This is a genomic window from Pseudomonas sp. WAC2, assembly GCF_030403525.1.
Taxonomy (GTDB): domain Bacteria; phylum Pseudomonadota; class Gammaproteobacteria; order Pseudomonadales; family Pseudomonadaceae; genus Chryseomonas; species Chryseomonas luteola.
Genome location: NZ_JAUEPD010000003.1, coordinates 92,812 through 114,895, shown reverse-complemented (window position 1 = coordinate 114,895; position 22,084 = coordinate 92,812). Strand labels below are relative to the sequence as shown.

Genomic DNA, 22,084 nt, shown 5'->3' with positions numbered 1-22,084 from the left:
CCTTTCGTATCAGGCCTTCTTGAACTCCTCCTCAATGGCTTCCAGCGTCTTGTTCCGGGTCTCGGGTAAATAACGGACCACGAACGCAATGGCTAGCAGGCCGAACGCGAAGAACATGAAGAACGTCGTGGAGATACTGAACCACGCCACCAACTGCAGGAAGAAAAAGCCTACCAGGAATGTGGTCAGCCATAGCACGCCGCCGGTAAAGCCTAGGGCCAGGCCCCGGATACGCATGGGAAAGATCTCAGACAGCATCAACCAGGTCACTGGTGAAATGGCCCCTTGCTGGAAGGCCAGAAAGCTGACCGTAAGGCCCAGGATAATAAACGCGCGCTCCGTGCCTGGCGCCATGTTCATCGAAACCAGACCAATCAACAGCAGGCACGTAGTCGTGCCGATCAGGCCGGTGATCAGCATCGGCCGACGACCGACCCGACCCAGTAGCCAGATGCCTAGAAAGGTAGCCAGTACGGAGATCACACCGTTGGCGATGTTGGCTGTGAGCGCCGCCTGCGTATCAAAGCCGGACTCCTTCAGGATCTGGGTGCCGTAATACATGATCGAGTTGACGCCGGTGATCTGCTGCACGACGGCGATACCTATACCAATCAGAAAGATCTTGCGAATCCAGGGCGTTTTAAGGTCCTCCCAGCTACCTTCTTTGGCCTTGGAGTCCTCCTGCGCGGCTTGGCGTACTTCCTTGGCCTCCTTGTGGGCCTGATGCTCGGCGCGAACTTCTTTAAGCGTACGCAGCATCTCGCCGAAGCGGCCTTTGGACGCGAGCCAACGGGGACTCTCCGGCATGACCAGCATGCCCAGCCAGAGCACCACGGCTGGAAGCGTGGCAATGACCAGCATCCAGCGCCAGATATGGCTGCCCTCGAAGAAGTGGGCAATCGCAGCGTTGCAGGTAAAGGCCAGTAACTGGCCCGACACGATCATCAATTCATTGCGCGTCACCATCTGCCCGCGCTTGTGCGCAGGCGACATCTCCGCCAGGTAGACCGGAACGGTGACCGAGGCACCACCAACGGCAAGCCCCAGGATGAAGCGGGCCAGCACCATGATCTCGGCGTTGGGCGCAAGGGTGCTGCCCAATGTGCCAAGGATGAAAATGATCGACAGCAAGAGGATGATCTTGCGTCGGCCACGAGCGTCGGAGAGGCGACCGCTGATAGCGGCACCGATGGCACCGCCAAAGACTAGGGAAGACGCCACCAGACTCTCAGAAAAAGGCGTAAGGCCAAAGTCTTCCTTGATGAAGGGAAGCGCGCCATTGATGACGCCGGTGTCATACCCAAACAGCAAGCCGCCAAAGGTTGAGATCGTGGTGATGATCTGCATCTTGCGCTTGTGGTTCGTGGGTGCGTCTGTTGTGGAAGGCGCTGCACTTGCAGGCGAGGCGAGGGGGGATGAGTCTTTTATCATAGGATTCTCTTTACACGTTAAGCCGTGACGCTCATCCAATCCTTGGTTAATCACGAGGCAGTCCAAGGTGCCTTGATACTGGGTGGGCTCGGTAAGAACACATGCTGAGACAGAGAAACTGACTGCCCATGTGACATTGCTAATGCCTTACTGAGCTCACGTTATCGAGCGTATGGGGCTCATAGGGATAGACTGGCGTGCTTGGAGAGTGGTTTCAAAAAAAGCTACTGAGGAGTATCTGCATCACAGAATCCTGGGTGAAAGGCTGACAAGTTCCCAGGCGGTGGGCGTCAGTGATGGCTGCCAGAACACGGCCTGAGGAAATCAATAGCCGGTAGGGTAAACATCGTCGAAAAGAGGCAATTACTTGATACCGAGTCGGTATCGGACTAGGCAGGTTAGCCAGGCGGCAAAACCGCCTGGCTGGCTTGACTCAGTTAAGGCTGACCATTTCCGCCGGAGGCGCCAAAGACTTGTCCGGTGACATAGCTGGCCTCGGTGGAAGCCAACTGCACGTAAAGCGGTGCGATTTCCACAGGCTGGCCGGGGCGCTTGAGCGGGGTGTCGCCCCCAAAGCTCTTGAGCTTTTCCATCGTCTGGCCTCCGCAGACCTGTAACGGTGTCCAGAACGGGCCGGGCGCTACGGCGTTGACGCGAATACCCTTGTCCGCCAGTTGTTTGGCCAGCCCCTTGCTGAAATTGGCAATGCCGGCCTTGGTCAACGCATAATCGACCAGATTGGCCGAAGGATCGTAGGCATTGACCGATGATGTGTTGATGATCGAAGCGCCTTCCGGCAGATGCGGAATGGCAGCCTTGGTGATCCAGAACATGGCGTACAGATTGGTCTTGAGCGTCCAGTCGAACTGCTCATTGCTCAGGTCAAGAATCGAATCGTGGCTCTGCTGGCGCGCAGCATTGTTGACCAGGATATCCAGTCCACCCAGCTCCTTTACGGCGCGGTCCACCAGCTCGCGGCAGAATGCTTCGTCGCGAATGTCACCGGGAATGGCTACCGCCTTGCGGCCGGCCTGCTGGATCAGCTGAACCACTTCCTTTGCGTCAGGCTCCTCATCCGGCAGGTAGTTGATGGCTACATCCGCGCCTTCGCGGGCAAAAGCGATGGCTGCGGCACGGCCGATACCCGAATCGCCCCCGGTGATCAGGGCCTTGCGGCCGGCGAGGCGGTTATTGCCTTTGTAGCTTTCTTCACCGTGATCTGGCCGAGGCGTCATCTTGCTGGCCAGCCCTGGCCAGGGTTGGGTTTGCTCCTGAAACGGAGGGCGGGGATGGCCGCTCTTGGGATCGCTCAACGGGGCCGGGTCGGCTGCAACCTTGCCATTGGCCGTCTGAGCAAAGGCGGGGGCCGCTGCGGCGGCGGCAATCGTGACAGCCGCACCCTGCATGAGTTTACGGCGAGACGTGGAGAGGTCGTTCGGATTCATGGCTGGCTCCTGAGAATGGGAATAAGCGGTGATCGAAACGGCAAGGCAGCAGTGCCCGCCGGGGCATCTGCCGGGTAAGCACCTGATGCGATGCTTGAATCGTTGTGACCGGGATAGACGTACAGACTGTACGCATCGTTCCCCAACCAAGGCAATAATGGGCGAATGGTCTGTCCAGGCAAGAGCGTTGAGCTAGAGCGGCTAGGCCGGGCCTTTACAGGTAGGGCCCGTTCATGCGCGAGGGTTGAAAAATGGACAGGCAAACCTGCCTCGCGCCTGAGAGGCGCAAGCCAGGGTGCAGGGAGGCTTACAGCGTTGGGTCTACTTCACGTACCAGCACATAATGGCGACCGGTTTCGTCTTCACAGTAGTCGTACACATAGAACATCTCGACCACTCCGGCTCCTGGCATGGCAGCCACGAGGTCACCCGGCTCAGGTGTAAAAAAACCTGCCGTGCCCGGCTCGGCTTCGCTCTCGATGCGAGCAGTGGAAAACAATTCGGGGTCCATGTCGCCAAAAAAATCGTCGCGTGTTTCCTGGTCCCAGTCCTCGGGCACCTTGAATTCACCCGTAAACAGGATCTTGGCGTCACCCAGATCGTCGGCATCAACTTCCGGATTTTCGTCCGGGCGGTAGACCGTGCAGTCCAGAACGTTGCTGTCGCTCAGGATGGTTTCCCGTGCGGCAAGACGCTTTTTCGAGCCAAACGAATCTGCCGTATAGGATACGGAATCCGGGCCGTTGGTTATGCGATCGTTGGGACTCATAGCACTCTCCATGGTCATGGTTCTGCCTTCATAGCAGATAAGGCGAAAATTTCCGTGTCTTCCAGTCATTTTGGCGCTTTTTCGTGCCGCAGAACCATCTTTTTTATGTAAGCGTCTGTCTTATGACTGCATATTGATGGGGTTTACGCCTGAGGGCTCTTCAATGACCGTTCAGGTACCGGAGCGGCGAGGGGCAATAAGGGTTGGGATACAAACGCGAACCGGCGCAGTCCAAGTTACAAATTCACTGTTCAGGGTCCGATATGACAGCGCCAGACATAGAAGAGCAGGTAAACGCGCCTGATCCAGAATACGTTCAATGGTTAGTCAACCAGTCGATGCTCTACAAGGCTCGTCAACGTGCCAAGGCGTATGGCGGTCAGGCGCGGCTCTGGATGCATCCCTATGCTGAAACGCGTCCGCGTCGGGCCACGGCCATTGCCTCCGTCTGGTTCACGGCCTACCCCAGCTCAGTGATCACCGGATCAGGCGATTCCGTCATCAAGACACTGGGGAGCGCTCCGCTATGGAATGCCTTGTCTTCCATTGGCGTGCAGGCGATCCATACGGGGCCGACCAAGCTGTCCGGCGGGCTCAAGGGACGGGAGATTACGCCTACCATCGACGGCAACTTCGACCGGATCAGCCTCGACATCGACCCGCTCTACGGAACGGAAGAAGAGTTTATCGCCCTGAGCCGAATGGCCTCTGCCCACAACGCGGTAGTCGTGGACGACATCATCCCGGCTCACACTGGCAAGGGCGCCGATTTTCGGCTCGCCGAATTGGGCTATGAAGATTATCCGGGCCTTTACCATATGGTGGAGATCAAGCCGGAGGACTGGGAGCTACTGCCGGAGGTGCCGGAAGGCCGTGATGCAGTTAACCTGTCGCCCGAGGTCGTCGATGCCCTGAAAGAGAAGTGCTATATCGTCGGCCAGCTCCAGCGCGTCATCTTTTTCGAGCCGGGTGTGAAAGAGACTGACTGGAGTGCTACACCGGTCGTTACCGGTGTGGATGGTAAAAACCGGCGCTGGGTATACCTGCACTACTTCAAGGAAGGTCAACCCTCCCTGAACTGGCTCGACCCCAGTTTCGCTGCACAGCAGCTGATCATTGGCGATGCACTGCATTCGCTGGATGTGCTTGGTGCACGCGGGCTGCGTCTGGATGCCAATGGCTTTCTAGGCGTTGAACGGCGCGCCAACGACAAAGCCTGGTCTGAAGGGCATCCCTTGTCCATCGTCGGCAACCAACTGATTGGCGGCATGGTCCGTAAAGCTGGCGGCTTCAGCTTTCAGGAGCTGAACCTGACCGTGGACGATATCGCGGCCATGGGGCAGGGCGGCGCAGATCTCTCTTACGACTTCATCACCCGTCCGGCCTACCACCACGCCGTGCTGACGGGCGATACCGAATTCCTGCGCCTGATGCTGCGTACCATGCATCAATTCAACATCGACCCAGCGTCGCTTATCCATGCCTTGCAGAACCATGATGAGCTGACCCTGGAGCTGGTGCACTTCTGGACCTTGCATGCCGACACCAATTTCGTCTACCAGGGCCAGACCTGGCGCGGCAGCATCTTGCGCGAGCATATTCGTGAGGTCATGTACGAGCGTCTTAGCGGTGAGCATGCGCCCTACAACCTGCGGTTTGTCACCAACGGCGTAGCCTGCACCACGGCGAGCGTGATTGCCGCAGCCCTAGGCATCCGCGAACTGGACAGCATGACCGACGAGGACAAGGAACGGATCAAGCGGGTCCATCTGCTCCTCGCCATGTATAACGCCTTGCAACCTGGTGTATTCGCCCTGTCGGGGTGGGATCTGGTAGGGGCGTTGCCCTTGCCGTTCGGTCTGGTGGAAGACCGCATGCGCGATGGCGATACACGATGGATTCAGCGCGGTGCCTATGATCTGGCAGATGCCAATAACGAGGCGACCCATTCCGGTGAAGGTCTGCCCAAGGCGGTCAACCTTTATGGCAGTCTGACCCAGCAGCTGGCCGACCCGGACTCCTTTGCCAACAAGCTCAAGCGCATCCTCTCGGTACGCCAGGCCTATGGCATTGCGTCCAGCCACCAGATTGCGGTGCCGGATGTCGCCTCGCCGGGACTTCTGGTCATGGTGCACGAGCTGCCCGCCGGGCGTGGCACTCAGATTACCGCGCTCAACTTTGGCGCCACCTCGATCCAGGAAACCATCACCCTGACCAACGTTACGCCGGGGCCGGTCGTGGATATGATCAACGAGACGGTTGAAGGTGATCTCACCGACAACGGTGAGCTGACGATCAATCTGGAAGGATATGAGGGGTTGAGCCTGCGGATCGTAGGTGCCTTGCCCAACACGCCGTTCGACGTGTAAGGGCTGAAAAGGGCTGCGAGGCAAAATGTGTTTGCTCGCAGCCCTTTACGGAATCAATCGTCCCGGGTGAGGACTTCCAGCAGCTCGATCTCGAAGATCAGGTTCGAGTTCGGTTTGATATGCGCGCCAATCTGGCGCTCACCATAGGCCAGGTGCGCCGGCACGAACAGCCTGCGTTTGCCGCCCACCTTCATCCCCATTAACCCGATATCCCAGCCCTTGATGACCCGGCCCGTGCCGATGACGCACTGGAACGGCCGACCCTTTTCGTATGAAGAGTCGAATACGGTGCCATCTTCCAGAGTGCCTCGGTACTGGGTCGTGATCAGGGCACCTTTAACGGCTTCCTTGCCTTCGCCCAGTTGGATATCTTCAATTGTCAGTTCGTCGCTCATGGGGTGTTCTCTGTGTTCGTTGGATTCTGCGGCTTTTCAGGCGTAACCGCAGGTTTAGGCGCTGCGTCCGGCAAGGGAGCGCCTTTTGGCCAAAGCATCCAGATTAGGCCGTCCTGCTTCATATGCCCGGCCAGCTCGCCGGCATTATCACCTGTTCCCCAGAAAAGATCGGCACGGACCTCTCCTGTAATGGCGCCACCGGTATCCTGTGCGGCTACCGGGCGAATCACGGGGCTGCCATCCGGGCGGGTGGTGGACAGCCAGAGCAGGCTGCCCAGCGGAATCACCTTGCGATCAATGGCTACGCTGTAGCCGGGCGTCAAAGGAACGTTCAACGAGCCGCGGGGTGCTTCGTTGCTGTCCGGGCGTTGGCTGAAAAACACATAGCTCGGGTTACTGCCCAAGAGTTCCGGCACACGATCCGGGTTGGCCGTGGCCCACTCGCGAATCTTGCTCATGCTGACCTCTTCCTTTTGCAGCAGCCCCTGTTCCACCAGCCAGCGGCCGATAGGCTTGTAGGGATATCCGTTCTGATTTGCGTACCCGATACGCAACTGGCGACCATCTTCCAGTTCAACACGACCCGAGCCCTGGATCTGTAAGAATTGCAGGTCCATCGGATCACGCAGCCAGGCCAGTACAGGGGCATTTACACCCTGCTGCATGATGGTGGCGGCGTCGTCGTAGGGTTTGAGCGTCTGACCTTCGAGCCTGCCTCGCAGGCGCTTGCCCTTGAGTTCGGGGTAAATGCTGGCCAGATCGACCGTAATCAGGTCGATAGGTGTACCGTAGACTGGCACAGGATGGGCTTCATCCTGCATAAGGCTGCCGTGATAGACCGGCTCGTAATAGCCCGTGATAAGGCCATGCTCGCCCTTCAGAGAGCGCAGGCTGTAGACCTGTAGCTGGCTTTTGAGAAAGTCCCGTACGGCGCGTGGGTCATACGGGACCTGCGCAGCTGCCTGACACGGTCCACTCCAGGCCTCGTTGTTCTTGAGCTTCTCGCATCCTGCCTGCCAAGCCTTGAAGCCTGCCATAAGGTCGGCGTCACTGGTGACAGGAAGATCCTCCCAGCGGACAGGAGTGTAGGTGGCAGCTTCCGGCGGTTTGGGCGGCGGCTTTTGCTTGAACTTGGAGCCGTCGTCACAACCGGCCAGCAAGGCTAATAGAGATACGGCGGCACAGGCCATGAGCCGCCAGGGGTAACGATAGGCAAGCACGTCAACTGTTCTTGTCGATAAGTGAGCCGGTAGCTTGGTGAAATCAGGCCGTGACGTCAAATGCCGATCCTGACTTTCCCACCTGCTGAATCATGTTGCAAAACAGTCAGGTAGGCTTGCCGGGGCTGGTTAAATTATAAACAGCTCCAGGCTAAAGATCATGGCGTTACAGTGCTTGGAATGCGCTCCAGCGGCATGCGCTGATGTTCTTTCCAGACGCCATTTTCCAGGGCAATACGGCCAGTGACATCCAGTGTCGGACAGCAGGACGCATCGGCAGCCTTGAAGGTGAGTCCCTGATACCAGAGGTCATCGTTTCGGATAAAAAGACTACTGATATGCTTGGGAAGCTCTGTTGAGCTCTGCTTGGGCATCGAGTAGTCGGCATCGATGAAATAATCGCCGCCCGGGCTCTGGCGCAGGATGGCCATGAGCGGCCGAGTTGCGGTAGGCGTACCGCTGCAGCCGACATCCAGCTCGTACACCGCCAGGAAAACCGATTTTCCCTCCAGCTGGTAGGGGATGATATTGCGTGGGTCCATCGAGAAGGAGCAGCCCAGCGACTTGCCGAATTGCTCAATGATAGGCGCTAACGTCTCGGTCCGCTTGGGTTCAGATGCCTGCGCGATGTAATCGGCCAGGTCAACTTTGATATCTGCCAGACAGCTCAGGGGTAAAAGTGACAAAGCCATCCAAAAGGCCTTAAAACGCATTGGGCTTCCTCTCCGTGGAACAGAACGCAAGGATCATTTCAACTGGTCGATATTGACGTGCATAAAGGGCATCGGTTCGGTCGGTGTACAACTATTGTTCAATTTGGAAGCGGATTCGCCTTTTGAAAATGCCGTGCCTGTCGATTGCTCTGTGGACAAAGACCACTAAAACGCTCGAGCGCACATAATGCCTTGCATACAGCCTTACATACAGCGAATGTGCTCGCTGAGTAGCCTATCCATTAGGGCGTACCCTGGTTATCAGAAGGCGTTGCGCTCTTCCAGACAGTCGTCTCCACCCATTTCGAATTCGCGGCAGATTAAAGGGCGATTCTCATAGATGCTGCATCGCATGGTTTCTCGATCCAGCGCGGCGCACCAGCCGTCGTCCAGGCGCGCCATGGTCATCGAGCCCCATTGGTCTTCCTCGATAAAGCGCATGGGAACGCCGGTATCCGTAATCAGCATGACTTCCAGACGGCAACACTTGGCCGCACAGGTGTCACAGGTGACACTGGGTTCGGGCTTGGCGGGCGGCGCAGAGGCAGGCAGATTATGGAGCGGAATCACGTGATCACCGGCGTAAAGGCAGGCTGCAAGGTTACCGACAGTTAAGGCCTGCTCAAAACGAAGAATGATCCATCAGGAAGAAAACTGACGGACCGCAGGCCTCTCATGTCTGCCTGCGTTCCGTCAGCGACCGATTACCGGGGCGTTGGATTTTGCTCCGGCTGATTGCTATACGCCGTTTGCCCGATGTCATCGCCCGAGGTGGTGCGATTATCGCTGTTGCGCAGTTTGGCGACGGCATCGGCATCCACCGGGCCGCCCTTGTTGCCCCAGCTGGTCCGGATAAAGGTCACCACATCCGCTACCTGCTGATCACTCAAACGCCAGCCGAAGGCAGGCATGACGATGGTCGAGGGAGCACTCTTGAGACCCGGCAGCTTGCCCCCTTCCAGCACAATGTGGATAAGGGACGTCGGGTCTTCCGTCTGCACCACGGTGTTACCGGCCAGTGCCGGGAAAGCCCGGGTGTAGCCCAGGCCATCCGAGCGGTGGCAGGCATTGCAGTTATCGATGTAGACCGCTGCGCCGCGTTTGCTTTCATCCCCTTTTACCAGCATTTCCGAAACGGCATTGTTGCGCTGATAGGGCGGGGCGTCCGGATGGACCGGCGAAAGCGTCTTCAGGTAACGGACGATTGCGGTCAAATCCTCGTCGCTCATGTACTGCAGGCTGTGCTCAACCACCTGCGTCATGCCGCCAAAGACGGCCATGTCATCCGAGCGGCCTGTCTTGAGGAATTCCACCAGCTGCGCCTCGTCCCACCGGGCAATGCCTTCCTTGTGGTCATTGCGCAGGCTTTTGGCAACCCAGCCTTCCAGCGGGGCGCTACCCGCGAGGAAGTCCTTGCCGTCGGCATCGCTGAGGGCTTTTTCCTGCATACCAATGCCGCGGGGTGTGTGGCAGGCACCGCAATGACCCAGGCCCTCCACCAGATAGGCGCCACGGGCAACCACCGGGTCCATGCCCTGCGCCGGTTTGAAGTCGGCAACCTCCGGCGCGAACAGCTTGCGCCAGACAGCCAGGGGCCAGCGCATCGACAGGGGCCAGGGAATCGCCACGTCCTGGTTGGGCTGAGTCACCGGTTGAACGCCGTGCATGAAGTAGGCGTACAGGGCACGCATGTCCTCTTTGGTGACGCGTGCATAAGAGGGATACGGCATGGCCGGATAGAGCGAATGCCCTTCCTTGGCGATGCCGTGACGTACGGCCTTATCGAAATCCTCGAAACTGTAATTGCCAATGCCGGTTTCCTTATCCGGCGTGATGTTGGTCGAGTAAATGGTGCCGATGGGTGTTCCCATGGGTAGACCGCCAGCGAAGGGCTTGCCACCGGCTACTGTATGACAGGCCACACAGTCACCGGCGCGAGCCAGGTATTCGCCCTTCTTGATCACGGCCTGATCCGGGCCAGCTTCTTGAGCGAGGGCGGGCAGGGCGATCAGACCCAGGGCCAGTGCAGAGATGAGTGCTTTCATGGTCGACGTCCTCATGCCTGCACCAGTGGGCCAGGGTTTTTAAGGTACTGTTCGCGAATGGCGCGTGCCGACCAGTAGGTGAGGGCTGCCACAAGGCCTGTCGGGTTGTAGCCCAGCCCCTGTGGGAAGGCCGAGGCGCCCGGAACGAACACATTGTGCACATCCCAGCTCTGCAGGTAACGGTTGAGGGCGCTCGTCTTGGGGTCGGTGCCCATAATGGCGCCGCCGTTCAGGTGGGTGGTCTGATAGCTGACCGTATTGAAATGCGTTCCCGGCGCCTTGACCTGTACGTTGATGGCTTTGGGGTTCATGGCTTCGGCGATGCGCTTCATCTTGTCGACCATGAAGTGCGTCATCTTGATGTCGTTTTCCTTCCAGTCGAAGGTCATGCGCAGGAGCGGCATTCCATACGCATCCTTGTAGGTCGGATCGAGATCCAGGTAGTTATCGCGGTAGGACTGGTGCGCTCCGTGGGCATCCATGGACAGCTGATGGTTGTAGTAATCGGCGGCCGCCGCCTTCCACTGGCTGCCCCAATTGGGCGTGCCCGGAGGATTGCTTACACCGGCGATGGGGCGTGTGCCCGCCTGGTTCACCCAGAACGGCGAGCCACCTACAAAGCCGTGAGGGCCGTGGTCGAAGTTATCAGCATTGAAGTCATCCACCGCCACGCCATTACCGCCCGCACCGATAAAGGGGTTGGTGAAGTGCTGGTCCTTGTTGAAGTAGGCCTTGATGGTCGCCATGTTCTGGTAGGCGAAGTTTCTGCCGACCACGCCTTCGCCGGTTTTCGGATCATAGGGCTTGCCGATGCCTGAAAGCAGCATCAGCCGCACGTTGTTGAACTGGAAAGCGCCGAGAATGACGATATCGGCCGGTTGCTCAATCTCGTTGCCCTGGGCGTCCACATAGGTCACGCCGGTGGCGAGCTTCTTGTCGTCGGTCAGGTTGACCTTCAGCACGTGGGCATCGGCGCGCAGTTCGAACTTGGGTTCCTGGCGCAGCGCCGGCAGGATGTTCAGGTTAGGCGAAGACTTGGAGTACATGTAGCAGACGTACCCACTGCAATATCCGCAGAAATTGCACGGCCCCATCTGGCAGCCGTAGGGATTGGTGTAGGGGCCGGAAGTATTAGCCGAGGGCAGGTCATAGGGGTGGTAGCCCACATCCCAGGCGGCCTTCTGAAACAGCTGCGCTGACACCGTGTTCTTTTGCGGCGTGAGCGGAAAGTGATCGGAGCGGTCCGGTGCAAAGGGGTTACCGCCCTTGCCTTTGCCAACCAGCTCGCCCTTTACCGTCCAGGCCTGACCGGAGGTGCCGAAGACTTTTTCGGCAAAATCGAAGTACGGCTCCAGCTCCTCGTAGGTCACGCCAAAGTCCTGGATGGTCATGCCATCCGGGATGAAGTTCTTGCCGTACCGCTCCTCATAGTGACTGCGCAGGCGCAGCTCTACCGGGTCGACCCGCAGATGCACTCCGGACCAGTGCAGACCCGCACCGCCTACGCCATCGCCGGGCAGAAAGGCGCCAAGCTGACGATAGGGCAGTGCCGTCTGACTCACGTTGTGGCGAATGGTGACGGTTTCCTTGGATGTATCCGCGAACAGCTTCTTGCGGATGCTGTAGGTCAGCTCGTCGATCACCTGTGGGTAGGAGCCGTCCGGGTAGGTGTCGCGCATCGGGCCACGCTCCAGCGCGACCACGGAAAGACCCGCTTCGGTCAGTTCTTTGGCCATGATGGCCCCGGTCCAGCCAAAGCCCACGATTACCGCATCGGCTTTCTGCATCACTTTTGCCATGGATCAAGCCCTCTCGCCGCGGATGGAAACCGGCGGGAAGGGGTACGCCACGTCGCGCTCCACCCAATCCATGAAGTCGGCACGGGCGCCGGGAAAGCCCACCAGCTTCCAGCCCACCATGTCCTTGTTGCCACCATGAATCGGATCGCAGAAAAAGCCTTCTTTGGTGCTTTGCAACAGGGCGGCAAAAAAGGTCTTGGCAGGAAGCGGGTCGAACTCGGCCTCACCGGCTTCAAACTGACGAAGTACGGCATCCTGGGTGCCGGTATCCAGTTCGGCAAACGGCTTGCCGTGTTGCTGGCGCGACCAGTCATCCGCGGCCTTGATGCCCAGGCGGAAAACCTGCTGCGGATTGAGCTTGAGCTGGTATCCCATCTCTGAAGGTGCATCGGGTTGGAAAGGCCCCTGCATGTACCACTTCGCCCCTTGGGCATAGGGGGTGTTCATCTGCCGGTCGATGTATTCGGGTACGCCAGCTTCTATCGCACCAGGGCCACGATCATCAGCCGGAATCAGCCGGGCGACGGCAGCGTGGATAAACGTCCATTCTTCCGGTGTGAAAAAGGTAGGCTGATAGGCGTCTGCGCGGGCGCTCTGGCCCGGCTTGTCCTCGTCACGCTGTCGCTCCTTCGTCTCGGCCAGAGCCAGGCTGGCGCCGCCTGTAGTGGCAAGTGTCACCACGGGGATCAGGGTTAGAGACTTACGTAGAAAGTCGCGGCGGGCGTTAGACGTATCATCAACGGACATGAGGGTTCCCATCAGCCATCAGGCTTTAAATGTTAGTAAGCTAAGCATTTAAGTGTAACAATTTGTGCGGATCTGCGACAGATTGCCTCACCATCGACCGGCGCGCCGCAGGCAGGTTCCTGATGACCCTTTAAAACGTATGGATAAAGCTGGATGCCCCTTCAGGCCTGGGTATGCTCAAGCGCTTCCAGAAACCGCTGGAGGATCAGGTTGGGGCGGCGGCCCTTGCGCATCGCGGCACAGAGCGGAATGGAGTAGAAGAAACGCTCCGGCTTGAGCGGCCGCAGGACGCCCTGCATCACCCAGCTGGCGGCGTAATGATCTGGCAGATACCCGATATAGCTGCCGGTATGCAGCAGAAAGGCGATCCCTTCGCGGTCTGACGCGGTGGCCGTACAGTTGAGCGTCTGGTGTCGCTCCAATGCCTCGGCCGTCAATCGATAGTTCGGCGCCACAGCATCGGCCATGCGTAGCGCCTCGTCCGGGATCTCTTCATCGGGCCGGTGGAACAGAGGATGCTCATGGCCGCAATACAGCTGCGAGCGTTCTTCATAGAGCGCTGTGTATTCCAGGCCGGACAGCGGGTTGATCAGCGGGACCACGCCAATATGCAGCCGTCCGTCCAGCACCCCACGTTCGATTTCGCCCGGCGTCATCATGCCAATGTTTACCCGCACACCCGGCCCCAATGCCTTCAGTTTGCGCAGCGCATGGGTCACGCGCATTTGCGGCAAGGTGACGAGGTTGTTGATGATGCCGATGTTCAACTCGCCCCGCAGTTGCTGATGCAGGGCGTTCACCTCGCTGCGAAAACCTTCCAGTGCAGCCAGCAGGCTCTGGCTGGCTCGCAGCACTTCCCGACCTTCATCCGTGAGTGCAAACCCGGCGCGGCCGCGCTGGCACAAGCGCATCCCCAGCCGCTTTTCCAGATCGCCCATGTGCAGGCTGATGGCCGAGCGGGTGATACCCAGGGCACTTTCTGCCGCTGCAAAGCTGCCGCATTCCGCTACCGTCTTGAACAGACGCAGGAGGCGGATATCGAAATCGCTGACTTGGCCAAGCGGGGCTTTGCGAGGTGCGCTCATTAGGTGAGTTTTTTCTTGAGTAAACGTAAGAAGAATACGCTTTAACTCATCCAAGGTCAGGCTCAAGCTGAGGCTTTCGTCGGGACGATTCCTATTGCCCCGTCCAGCTCATGTCTTGTACCCCGAGGCCCTGCATGAACCAGCCCCTGACCGTATCGCCACCGCTTGCCAGCGAACTCGACCTGACCCATCACTGGATGCCCTATACCGCCAACCGTGCCTTTAAAAAAGATCCGCGCATCCTTGTGGCGGCTGAAGGTGCCTACTTAACGGATGATCAGGGCCGTAAGCTGTACGACAGCCTTTCCGCGCTGTGGTGTGTAGGCGCTGGGCACGGGCGTAAGGAGATTGCCGAGGCGGTAGGCAAACAGGCCCTGCAACTCGATTATTCGCCGGGCTTCCAGTACGGCCATCCGCTGTCCTTCAAGCTGGCTGAAAAGATTGCCAGCCTGACACCGGGCGACCTGAACCACGTGTTCTTTGTCAATTCCGGCTCTGAATGCGCCGACACGGCCGTAAAAATGGCCCGTGCCTATTGGCGTCTGAAAGGGCAGGCCACCAAGACCAAAATGATTGGCCGCGCTCGGGGGTATCACGGCGTAAACATTGCTGGCACCAGCCTGGGTGGCATTGGCGCCAATCGCAAGATGTACGGCCAGCTGATGGACGCAGACCACCTACCGCACACCCTGCTGCCGGGCAATGAATTTACCAAGGGCATGCCCAAGACCGGCGTTGAGCTGGCCAACGAAATGCTCAAACTGATCGAGTTGCACGATGCATCCAATATTGCGGCGGTTATTGTCGAGCCCATGTCCGGCTCGGCCGGTGTGATCGTTCCGCCAGAGGGCTACCTGCAACGACTGCGCGAGATCTGCACCCAGCACAATATCCTGCTGATTTTCGATGAGGTCATTACGGGCTTTGGCCGCACCGGCGCCATGTTTGGTGCGGACAGCTTTGGCGTCACGCCCGACATCATGAACCTTGCCAAGCAGATCACCAACGGCGTGATCCCCATGGGCGCAGTGGTAGCGACCAAGGAAATCCACGACACCTTTATGAACCAGGGCACGCCGGATTACGCCGTCGAGTTTGGTCACGGCTACACCTACTCCGCGCATCCAGTCGCCTGTGCGGCAGGTCTGGCTGCGCTGGAAATCCTGGAGCGGGACAACCTCGTACAGCGTGTGGCTGAACTAGCCCCGCATTTTGAGCAGCGTATCCACGGCGTGCGCGGTGCCAAGCACATCGTCGATATCCGTAACTACGGCTTGGCCGGTGCGATCCAGCTCGCCCCGCGTGACGGCGATGCCATCGTCCGCCCCTACGAGGCCTCGCTGAAACTGTGGAAGGCCGGTTTCTACGTCCGCTTCGGCGGCGATACCCTGCAATTCGGCCCGCCCTTTATTAGTACGCCGGAAGAACTGGATCGCCTGTTCGATGCCGTGGGCGAAGCCCTCAACGCCACGGCCTGATTATTTTTCGTACAGCGGCGCGCCACCGTTACCCGAAGCGCCGCCTTTACAAGGAAGCCATATGACCACCTTGAACCACCTCATCAACGGCGAAGCCTTTGCCGAGAACGGCCGCACGGCAGATGTCTACAACCCTTCGACTGGCGACGTCATTCATCAGGTGCCATTGGCTAGCCGCGACACGGTGCAAAAGGCCATCGACGCTGCCAAGGCGGCTTTCCCCGCGTGGCGCAACACCCCGCCGGCCAAGCGCGCCCAGGTCCTGTTCCGCTTCAAGCAACTGCTGGAGCAGAACGAGCAGCGCATCGTGCAGCTGATCAGCGAAGAGCACGGCAAGACGCTGGAAGACGCCTCCGGTGAACTCAAGCGCGGTATCGAGAACGTCGAGTACGCCACCGCCGCGCCCGAACTGCTCAAGGGCGAGTACAGCCGCAACGCCGGTCCCGCCATCGACAGCTGGTCCGACTTCCAGCCGCTGGGCGTGGTTGCCGGTATCACGCCGTTCAACTTCCCGGCCATGGTGCCGCTGTGGATGTACCCGCTGGCGATTGCCTGCGGCAACTGCTTTATCCTCAAGCCTTCCGAGCGCGACCCCAGTTCTACGCTGCTGATTGCCGAACTCCTATATGAAGCCGGTCTGCCCAAGGGTGTGCTCAACGTGGTACATGGCGACAAGGACGCCGTGGATGCGCTGATCCAGGCACCTGAGGTCAAGGCGCTGAGCTTTGTCGGCTCCACCCCGATTGCCGAATACATCTATAAGGAAGGCGCGGCCCGCGGCAAGCGCGTCCAGGCCCTGGGCGGTGCGAAGAACCATGCGGTACTGATGCCTGATGCCGACCTGGACAACGCCGTCAGCGCACTGATGGGCGCTGCCTACGGCTCCTGCGGCGAGCGCTGCATGGCCATCTCCGTAGCAGTGTGTGTGGGCGACCAGATTGCCGATGCGCTGATCGAGCGCCTGACGCCACAAATCCAGAGCCTCAAGGTTGGCCCCGGCACCTGCAAAGGCCTCGACATGGGCCCACTGGTCACCAAGGCCGCGCTGGAAAAAGTCACCGGCTATGTGCAGGACGGCGAAGCGGCGGGCGCCAAGCTGGTCGTTGATGGTCGCAGCCTCAAGGTTGCTGACCACAACAACGGTTTCTTCCTCGGCGGCTGCCTGTTCGATCACGTCACGCCGGAGATGCGCATCTATAAAGAAGAGATCTTCGGCCCGGTGCTATGCGTGGTACGCGTCAACAGCCTGGAAGACGCCATCGCGCTGATCAACGCCCATGAATACGGCAACGGCACCTGCATCTTTACCCGCGACGGCGAGTCCGCACGGCTCTTCAGCGACGAGATCGAAGTGGGCATGGTCGGCATCAACGTCCCGCTACCCGTTCCGGTGGCTTACCACAGCTTTGGCGGCTGGAAGCGCTCGATCTTCGGCGACCTCGCCGCCTACGGCCCGGACGGCGTACGCTTCTACACCCGCCGCAAAACCATCACCCAACGCTGGCCGCAGCGTGCTATGCATGAAGCTGCGCAGTTTGCGTTTCCGAGTAGTAGATAGCTATTTTTAAAGGGGCCGACTGTAATAAAGTTGGCCCTTTTAATTAAATAGGTAGTCAACGATTTCTTTGATTAGTGGTTCAAATTCAGAAAGGGTTTCTTTGACGGTCTCGTCATCTTTAGATGCTATATTTTTTGCAATAGGTATTTTTCTGGAATTTTTAAAGGTTTTCTTTATGTAGATGGACCACTCCGCCTGGATTCTTTCTTCTATGCTGCCGCTATAAATTAACTCTCTAATTACACTTTCGCTTATAATGCCAAGTAGGTCTGTTTCTTCTAATTGATTGGATTCTAATTCTGATTCCCAAATATTCCTTGGATAGAGAGTTTCAAGGACTACAGGGATGTTGAATCCGGCTGCCTTTATTGGGTTTATATATTTTGGCTGAGGAAGTTGAAAGCATTTGGCCGATTGGCAGTTTCCAGAAAATTCGTTCCATGCTACTCTAACTTCTTTTCCTGGTTTATCTGCATCGACAATGCCAGCAGCCTTAGGTCTGTCTGGGTGATGCTTATGAGTATGTCTCCACGCTGTAAGCATATCTTGGACATAACTATGCCCCGCGCCACTTTCTTTGGTCGTAACAATGATTTTATTTGCTTTTGAAGGAGAGAATATTTCTAAAGCCTTTTTTATTATTATTCTGTCGCTTTCTCCTTCCACGTATAATCTAGCGCTTTGCTGCTCTAGTTGCTCTTTGGCTTCTGCTAGAGCCTGACTCTCTTTTCTTATTTTTTCAGTCAACTCTATAATCCGGGGAGCGAACAGTTTCATTGTGCCCATAAAGTCATCTAGATCATTAGGGTTAGAAGCTTCTTTTGTGCCGTCCTCATCTTTTTCTTTGTATATATAGTGGCAAGAAATATCTATATCTTCATAGACTTTGTCACGATGGAGGTTGTAAAATATAGGCGAGTGTGTTGTCAGTATTACTTGCGATATGCCATTTCCAATATAGCCGCATAGCTGATCTGCCATCTTTATAGTACTGGCTAACTCAAGATTGTTTTCAGGTTCTTCATAACCCCAAATGAACGTGTATGGCTGAGCTCCCCTTACTTGTAAAGTATGCATTTTATCAGCCATAAACTTTAATATTATTGGGATGTGTCTTGTTTTTACGCCATCACCACGCTCATCTAAAGATATGTTATGGCCTACACTTAGGAAATCTAAGCTTTCAAAGATATGACTTAAATCTCTGGGTAAAGCTAGCCTAGAGTTAAATCCTATTGAAGAAGAGACTTCTTTTGTAAGTTCTTCTAAGTGCTCTGAGATACTGCTTTCAAATTCGCCGCTAGATTCTAAGAAACGGTCTGAGGCAACTTCTGCGATAACGTTATAAATTTTTGCTCGCAGACTTGAGAAATAATATTTATCTTTAATGGCAGGCACGTATACAAATTGAATATTCCTTAGTAGAGTGTGTAAGTTTGAGCGTGCTGGTATCTCTACTTGCTCTAATGCTTTTCCACCTCTAGGGCCTGTGGTTTCCCTTATGCCAAGATAGCCAGCGTCGTTAATTATTTCTCCAGATGCTCGCCATCTTTTTTCCCAAATTATATAATCCCCATTAACACTCTTATAGGAGTCAGGGATCTCTAGCTCTATTTTAATCCTTATTTCTTTGGCTTTTCTGTTGTGAGTACTATGGATATTGTGGTCTATAGTGAATCTTAGATACTCGTCAGGGTTTGTTTCGCCATTAAAGAAGAGGTTTAAGGCTCTCAGTATATTAGACTTGCCGGCATCGTTATTGCCAACTAGTACTGATAGGTCGCTAGCTTTTAAAGAAATGCTTTTAATAGATCTAAAATTATATATCTCTAGTTTTTTAATTTTAACTGTCATTTCTACTTCTTCTGCGAAAATTCATAATCTAAAAATTATGTATGAAGCCATTTTAGTATTGCTTGTGTTCGCTTCGCTCAACGCCAATCTTCGGTACGGTGCGTTTTGTAGGGCGGGTCGGGTCGAGTAGTAGGCTGAGCATGCGATACTCATTGAAAGGGCCGAGCACTGCCGCCTATTTCTGGCCTTTCTTCCCCTGTCGATTCCGCACATATAACGTCCGGCGGCTGCTGGTCCCGTCTTCCTGTACCTCGAAACGGCGTTGCTGGGCCTTGAGCAGCTCGCTGAGTTTCTTGAAGCCGTACAAGCGCGGGTCAAAGGCAGGGCGGAGTTTGGTGATGTTCTGGCCGAGCACGCCCAGGCTGGCCCAGCCGTCTTCGTCGGAAAGGTCGTCAATAACCTTGGCGATAAAGTCCACCGGGACTTTCTGCGGTTTGGGTTTTGCGGCAGGTTTGGGTTCTTCGCCTGCGGGTTGCCCTGGCGTACCCGCCTTGTCGGACGGGGAGGGCTCGGCGTCGGCGCGCAGAATTTCGGTGTAGATGAACTTGTCGCAGGCGGCGACGAAGGGCTTGGGCGTCTTTTCCTCGCCAAAACCGTAAACCGTCAGGCCCTCTTCGCGTAGGCGCATGGCCAGACGCGTGAAGTCGCTGTCGCTGGAGACTAGGCAGAATCCATCGAAGCGCCGTGTGTAGAGCAGGTCCATGGCGTCGATGATGAGAGAGCTGTCAGTCGAATTCTTGCCCTTGGTATAGGCGAACTGCTGCATGGGCTGGATGGAATGGTCGAGCAGGACCTGCTTCCACTTGCCCAGCTGTGGGCCGGTCCAGTCACCATAGATACGCCGCACACTGGCGACGCCGTATTTGGCGATCTCTTCGAACAGCCCTTCGACAATGGCCGCCGGGGCGTTATCGGCATCGATGAGGACGGCGAGGTGGTTCTGTTGAGGCGACGCACTTCCTTTGCTTGGCATGGCTCGATCCGTGAGAGCAGGATTTCGCTAACATACGCTTAATTTAAAGTGTGTGCTATGTCTCGTTTGTCGGATTTTCAGCCAGCCTCCACAGAGACATGCGTGCGTCTGGCAGCCTCTTCTGAGAGGCAAAGCCATAACCCTTTCCGCTGACACAAAAAACCGCCTCTAAGGGCGGTTTTTTTTTCCGTTAACACTGGGCAACGGTGGGTATGTTCAGGCCTGAGGACTCGGTTTGGTCACGGCCAGAAACTTGGCTTGCAGGTCATTGATCTGTGCGTGTGACACCGAGTACTGAACATTGCAGAGCTGAACGTTCAAAGTGTCGTTACCTGCCAGATGCTGCATCTGAGCGTTGCTTAGCGTCACGTCGTACGTGACGTTGTAGTCCGATTTGGTGTACTGCTGGCGTTGCACGACATCGGCCTGGAACTGGTCCGTGCCGGAAGTGATCAGCGCAGTGCTGCAATCCGAGTAGGAGGGGTGCTGCGCTGTTGTCGCGAGGCTCAGGACGTATTGCCCGGCAGCGGGCTCGATGCGATTGACGATCAGCGATCCGCCCTGGGTTCTAGCCGGTGCCTGGGCTGTGTTGCTTTCGGGGGCTGCGTTAAACGGGGCACTGATTGCACAGCCCGCCAGTAACAGGGGCGCGATCAGCAAGGCTGCCTTACCGTGTTGGATAAGCGTGTTCATGGTTGCCTCAGCAAGAAGATTCGATACGTTCATTATCGAATCAATCGCTTGATGCTAGAAATGAAGCGCAGAGATAACGACCATTGCGGAAATTGATGTTTCAGGGAAGGCGGTCGATGCGTGGCCAAGGTGTTTCAGTGCGCTAACACATCCTGCAACGAGCCGGCGTCCAATGTTGGCATAATGACGGTTCGATGACTGCTTTGATCGTTTCGCCTTCACTATGACCAAGCATTACTACGGCCTTGAATGGCTTCGTTTTCTGATGGCCCTTTACATGGTGGTCTACCACCTGGGCGGCCTGTACGGTGACGCACCGTGGCTTTTTCAAAAGCTCGTCGGCATGGGCTTTTACGCGACTAGCACTTTCTTCCTGTTGTCCGGCTTTCTGCTGGCGCATGTCTGCCTGGATGATCAGGGCAAAATGAAGGGCAGCCAGGCCGGCTTTATCGCGCGGCGATTGTGCAATCTCTATCCCATCCACCTGATGACGTTGGCCATCGCGCTGGGTGTACTGGCGATGAATGCCCCCTCGGCAGACGGTGTGCCCGTGTATTACAACCAGCATCCCTACGCGTCGCTGGAGGATGGCGAGGGGCTGGAGGAATTGCTGCCCATCTCCTGGCTCATGGCAGGTGTTCACATCCTGATGCAGATCCTGCTGCTTCAGTCCTGGGAGCCGCGCTTTCTCTGGCTCAACGGTGCGACCTGGTCCATTTCTGCCCTGCTGTTCTTCTATATCCTGTTCCCCTTGCTCGCACCACGCCTGATGGCGGCGCGCCGGTGGATACTGATAGGGCTCGCGTTATGGGGCGCCTATCTGCTGGTGCCCTTGCTGGCGACCTGGCTGCATGCCTATGACTATGTGACCGTAGGCGTTATCCATCGCAACCCGGTAATTCGCCTGCCGGAGTTTCTGATTGGCATCATTCTTTATCGCGCCTTGCAGGAGCCTTCCCTGGCCCAACTGGCAGAGCGCTACCGGTACTGCCTGATTGCCGTTGGCTTGAGCGGTCTTTTCATTGGCGCATGGCTCTTGCAGCAGGACGGGCGCCGTTGGTTCTATCTGGTTCACAATGGTCTGCTGACGCCTTTTCAAGGCTTGCTACTGCTGGCCTGCGCTACCTTCCGCGCACCGGAAAGTGCCTCCCTGCAACAACTGGCCCGGCGGCTGGGTGAGGCATCGCTGTGCATCTTTGCCATCCACACACCCATGATCAGCCTGATCGACCCGTGGACGCGGCATCTGTTGGCCTTCTTTACCCAGGCGCATGAGGCCGCTAGCGACGCGATCAGTGATGCCGTCAGCGATGTGTTGGGCGATGTGGTCACCATTCCCCTGTGGAGCCTTATTCCTCACCTGATCGTAGTTATTGGCCTAGGGCTGTTGATTCAACGTTTTCTGATCGGCCCCCTGCGCCGTTGGCTGGAGGCGCACCTGCCTCAGAAGTACCGGAAAGGTCGGGGCGCTTAGACGCACTCTGGATTAGCTATAAAAAACCGCCCTTAG

The 22,084-nt window shown here is 56.9% G+C and carries 18 protein-coding genes; 4 read left to right on the top strand and 14 right to left on the bottom strand.

From position 1 onward, the window contains the following. Positions 1 to 9: 9 nt before the first annotated feature. The 3 genes from QWJ10_RS07685 to QWJ10_RS07675 all read right to left on the bottom strand — a co-directional run bounded on the left by QWJ10_RS07685 (position 10) and on the right by QWJ10_RS07675 (position 3,645). Positions 10 to 1,431 (bottom strand): sugar porter family MFS transporter, encoded by a 1,422-nt coding sequence (locus QWJ10_RS07685; protein WP_289925263.1) that lies wholly within the window; start codon positions 1,429 to 1,431, stop codon positions 10 to 12. Between the two features lie 437 nt (positions 1,432 to 1,868). Further along, the gene (locus tag QWJ10_RS07680; RefSeq protein ID WP_289925260.1) at positions 1,869 to 2,876 is read right to left on the bottom strand and encodes an SDR family oxidoreductase; all 1,008 of its coding nucleotides are present in this window, start codon (positions 2,874 to 2,876) and stop codon (positions 1,869 to 1,871) included. 307 nt (positions 2,877 to 3,183) lie between these two features. Further along, the gene (locus QWJ10_RS07675; RefSeq protein WP_010796621.1) at positions 3,184 to 3,645 is read right to left on the bottom strand and encodes a hypothetical protein; all 462 of its coding nucleotides are present in this window, start codon (positions 3,643 to 3,645) and stop codon (positions 3,184 to 3,186) included. A 263-nt stretch (positions 3,646 to 3,908) separates the two neighbouring features. Between QWJ10_RS07675 and treS the strand changes: the two genes are divergently transcribed. Continuing rightward, a complete protein-coding gene (gene treS, locus QWJ10_RS07670) occupies positions 3,909 to 6,014 on the top strand; it encodes a maltose alpha-D-glucosyltransferase (RefSeq protein WP_289925259.1) in 2,106 nt (701 codons plus the stop codon). 53 nt (positions 6,015 to 6,067) lie between these two features. On the opposite strand, the gene QWJ10_RS07665 is transcribed toward treS, so the two are convergent. From QWJ10_RS07665 to QWJ10_RS07630, 8 genes are all read right to left on the bottom strand, one after another. Next, the gene (locus tag QWJ10_RS07665) at positions 6,068 to 6,409 is read right to left on the bottom strand and encodes an FKBP-type peptidyl-prolyl cis-trans isomerase (RefSeq protein ID WP_125888178.1); all 342 of its coding nucleotides are present in this window, start codon (positions 6,407 to 6,409) and stop codon (positions 6,068 to 6,070) included. Next, positions 6,406 to 7,599, bottom strand: coding sequence for a murein transglycosylase A (locus QWJ10_RS07660; RefSeq protein ID WP_289925793.1), 1,194 nt, complete (start codon positions 7,597 to 7,599; stop codon positions 6,406 to 6,408). Before QWJ10_RS07660 ends, QWJ10_RS07665 begins: the two co-directional genes overlap by 4 nt. Before the next feature lie 188 nt (positions 7,600 to 7,787). Further along, positions 7,788 to 8,321: a hypothetical protein gene (locus QWJ10_RS07655; RefSeq protein WP_125888179.1), complete on the bottom strand. Its 534-nt coding sequence runs from the start codon at positions 8,319 to 8,321 to the stop codon at positions 7,788 to 7,790. Between the two features lie 282 nt (positions 8,322 to 8,603). After that, entirely contained in the window at positions 8,604 to 8,912 is a 309-nt protein-coding gene (locus QWJ10_RS07650; protein ID WP_083397806.1) for a YkgJ family cysteine cluster protein, read from the bottom strand. A 134-nt stretch (positions 8,913 to 9,046) separates the two neighbouring features. After that, entirely contained in the window at positions 9,047 to 10,387 is a 1,341-nt protein-coding gene (locus QWJ10_RS07645) for a cytochrome c (protein WP_289925252.1), read from the bottom strand. An 11-nt stretch (positions 10,388 to 10,398) separates the two neighbouring features. Continuing rightward, complete coding sequence (locus QWJ10_RS07640; protein ID WP_197872985.1) at positions 10,399 to 12,186, bottom strand: GMC family oxidoreductase; 1,788 nt, start codon at positions 12,184 to 12,186, stop codon at positions 10,399 to 10,401. Positions 12,187 to 12,189: 3 nt separating this feature from the next. After that, a complete protein-coding gene (locus QWJ10_RS07635) occupies positions 12,190 to 12,933 on the bottom strand; it encodes a gluconate 2-dehydrogenase subunit 3 family protein (RefSeq protein WP_197872986.1) in 744 nt (247 codons plus the stop codon). A gap of 161 nt (positions 12,934 to 13,094) precedes the next feature. Further along, the gene (locus QWJ10_RS07630; RefSeq protein ID WP_197872987.1) at positions 13,095 to 14,018 is read right to left on the bottom strand and encodes a LysR family transcriptional regulator; all 924 of its coding nucleotides are present in this window, start codon (positions 14,016 to 14,018) and stop codon (positions 13,095 to 13,097) included. Positions 14,019 to 14,152: 134 nt separating this feature from the next. On the opposite strand from QWJ10_RS07630, the gene QWJ10_RS07625 reads away from it, so the two are divergent. Then, entirely contained in the window at positions 14,153 to 15,496 is a 1,344-nt protein-coding gene (locus tag QWJ10_RS07625) for an aspartate aminotransferase family protein (RefSeq protein WP_289925248.1), read from the top strand. Positions 15,497 to 15,557: 61 nt separating this feature from the next. Next, the gene (locus QWJ10_RS07620) at positions 15,558 to 17,054 is read left to right on the top strand and encodes a CoA-acylating methylmalonate-semialdehyde dehydrogenase (protein ID WP_289925246.1); all 1,497 of its coding nucleotides are present in this window, start codon (positions 15,558 to 15,560) and stop codon (positions 17,052 to 17,054) included. Between the two features lie 39 nt (positions 17,055 to 17,093). On the opposite strand, the gene QWJ10_RS07615 is transcribed toward QWJ10_RS07620, so the two are convergent. From QWJ10_RS07615 to QWJ10_RS07605, 3 genes are all read right to left on the bottom strand, one after another. Beyond that, positions 17,094 to 18,908, bottom strand: a complete 1,815-nt coding sequence (locus QWJ10_RS07615) for an AAA family ATPase (protein WP_289925243.1) — start codon at positions 18,906 to 18,908, stop codon at positions 17,094 to 17,096. Positions 18,909 to 19,083: 175 nt separating this feature from the next. Further along, entirely contained in the window at positions 19,084 to 19,881 is a 798-nt protein-coding gene (locus tag QWJ10_RS07610) for an NYN domain-containing protein (RefSeq protein WP_289925241.1), read from the bottom strand. Positions 19,882 to 20,097: 216 nt separating this feature from the next. Then, positions 20,098 to 20,574 (bottom strand): hypothetical protein, encoded by a 477-nt coding sequence (locus QWJ10_RS07605; RefSeq protein ID WP_289925240.1) that lies wholly within the window; start codon positions 20,572 to 20,574, stop codon positions 20,098 to 20,100. Positions 20,575 to 20,797: 223 nt separating this feature from the next. Between QWJ10_RS07605 and QWJ10_RS07600 the strand changes: the two genes are divergently transcribed. Then, on the top strand, positions 20,798 to 22,048 hold the full coding sequence (locus QWJ10_RS07600; protein WP_289925236.1) for an acyltransferase: 1,251 nt from the start codon (positions 20,798 to 20,800) through the stop codon (positions 22,046 to 22,048). Positions 22,049 to 22,084: the final 36 nt, after the last annotated feature.

What these genes read in the sequence shown, in the direction of transcription:
- QWJ10_RS07685 (WP_289925263.1), bottom strand. Translation starts at nt 1,431, where the DNA reads ATGATAAAAGACTCATCCCCCCTCGCCTCGCCTGCAAGTGCAGCGCCT.
- QWJ10_RS07680 (WP_289925260.1), bottom strand. Translation starts at nt 2,876, where the DNA reads ATGAATCCGAACGACCTCTCCACGTCTCGCCGTAAACTCATGCAGGGT.
- QWJ10_RS07675 (WP_010796621.1), bottom strand. Translation starts at nt 3,645, where the DNA reads ATGAGTCCCAACGATCGCATAACCAACGGCCCGGATTCCGTATCCTAT.
- treS (WP_289925259.1), top strand. Translation starts at nt 3,909, where the DNA reads ATGACAGCGCCAGACATAGAAGAGCAGGTAAACGCGCCTGATCCAGAA.
- QWJ10_RS07665 (WP_125888178.1), bottom strand. Translation starts at nt 6,409, where the DNA reads ATGAGCGACGAACTGACAATTGAAGATATCCAACTGGGCGAAGGCAAG.
- QWJ10_RS07660 (WP_289925793.1), bottom strand. Translation starts at nt 7,599, where the DNA reads ATGGCCTGTGCCGCCGTATCTCTATTAGCCTTGCTGGCCGGTTGTGAC.
- QWJ10_RS07655 (WP_125888179.1), bottom strand. Translation starts at nt 8,321, where the DNA reads ATGGCTTTGTCACTTTTACCCCTGAGCTGTCTGGCAGATATCAAAGTT.
- QWJ10_RS07645 (WP_289925252.1), bottom strand. Translation starts at nt 10,387, where the DNA reads ATGAAAGCACTCATCTCTGCACTGGCCCTGGGTCTGATCGCCCTGCCC.
- QWJ10_RS07640 (WP_197872985.1), bottom strand. Translation starts at nt 12,186, where the DNA reads ATGGCAAAAGTGATGCAGAAAGCCGATGCGGTAATCGTGGGCTTTGGC.
- QWJ10_RS07635 (WP_197872986.1), bottom strand. Translation starts at nt 12,933, where the DNA reads ATGTCCGTTGATGATACGTCTAACGCCCGCCGCGACTTTCTACGTAAG.
- QWJ10_RS07630 (WP_197872987.1), bottom strand. Translation starts at nt 14,018, where the DNA reads ATGAGCGCACCTCGCAAAGCCCCGCTTGGCCAAGTCAGCGATTTCGAT.
- QWJ10_RS07625 (WP_289925248.1), top strand. Translation starts at nt 14,153, where the DNA reads ATGAACCAGCCCCTGACCGTATCGCCACCGCTTGCCAGCGAACTCGAC.
- QWJ10_RS07620 (WP_289925246.1), top strand. Translation starts at nt 15,558, where the DNA reads ATGACCACCTTGAACCACCTCATCAACGGCGAAGCCTTTGCCGAGAAC.
- QWJ10_RS07615 (WP_289925243.1), bottom strand. Translation starts at nt 18,908, where the DNA reads ATGACAGTTAAAATTAAAAAACTAGAGATATATAATTTTAGATCTATT.
- QWJ10_RS07610 (WP_289925241.1), bottom strand. Translation starts at nt 19,881, where the DNA reads ATGCCAAGCAAAGGAAGTGCGTCGCCTCAACAGAACCACCTCGCCGTC.
- QWJ10_RS07605 (WP_289925240.1), bottom strand. Translation starts at nt 20,574, where the DNA reads ATGAACACGCTTATCCAACACGGTAAGGCAGCCTTGCTGATCGCGCCC.
- QWJ10_RS07600 (WP_289925236.1), top strand. Translation starts at nt 20,798, where the DNA reads ATGACCAAGCATTACTACGGCCTTGAATGGCTTCGTTTTCTGATGGCC.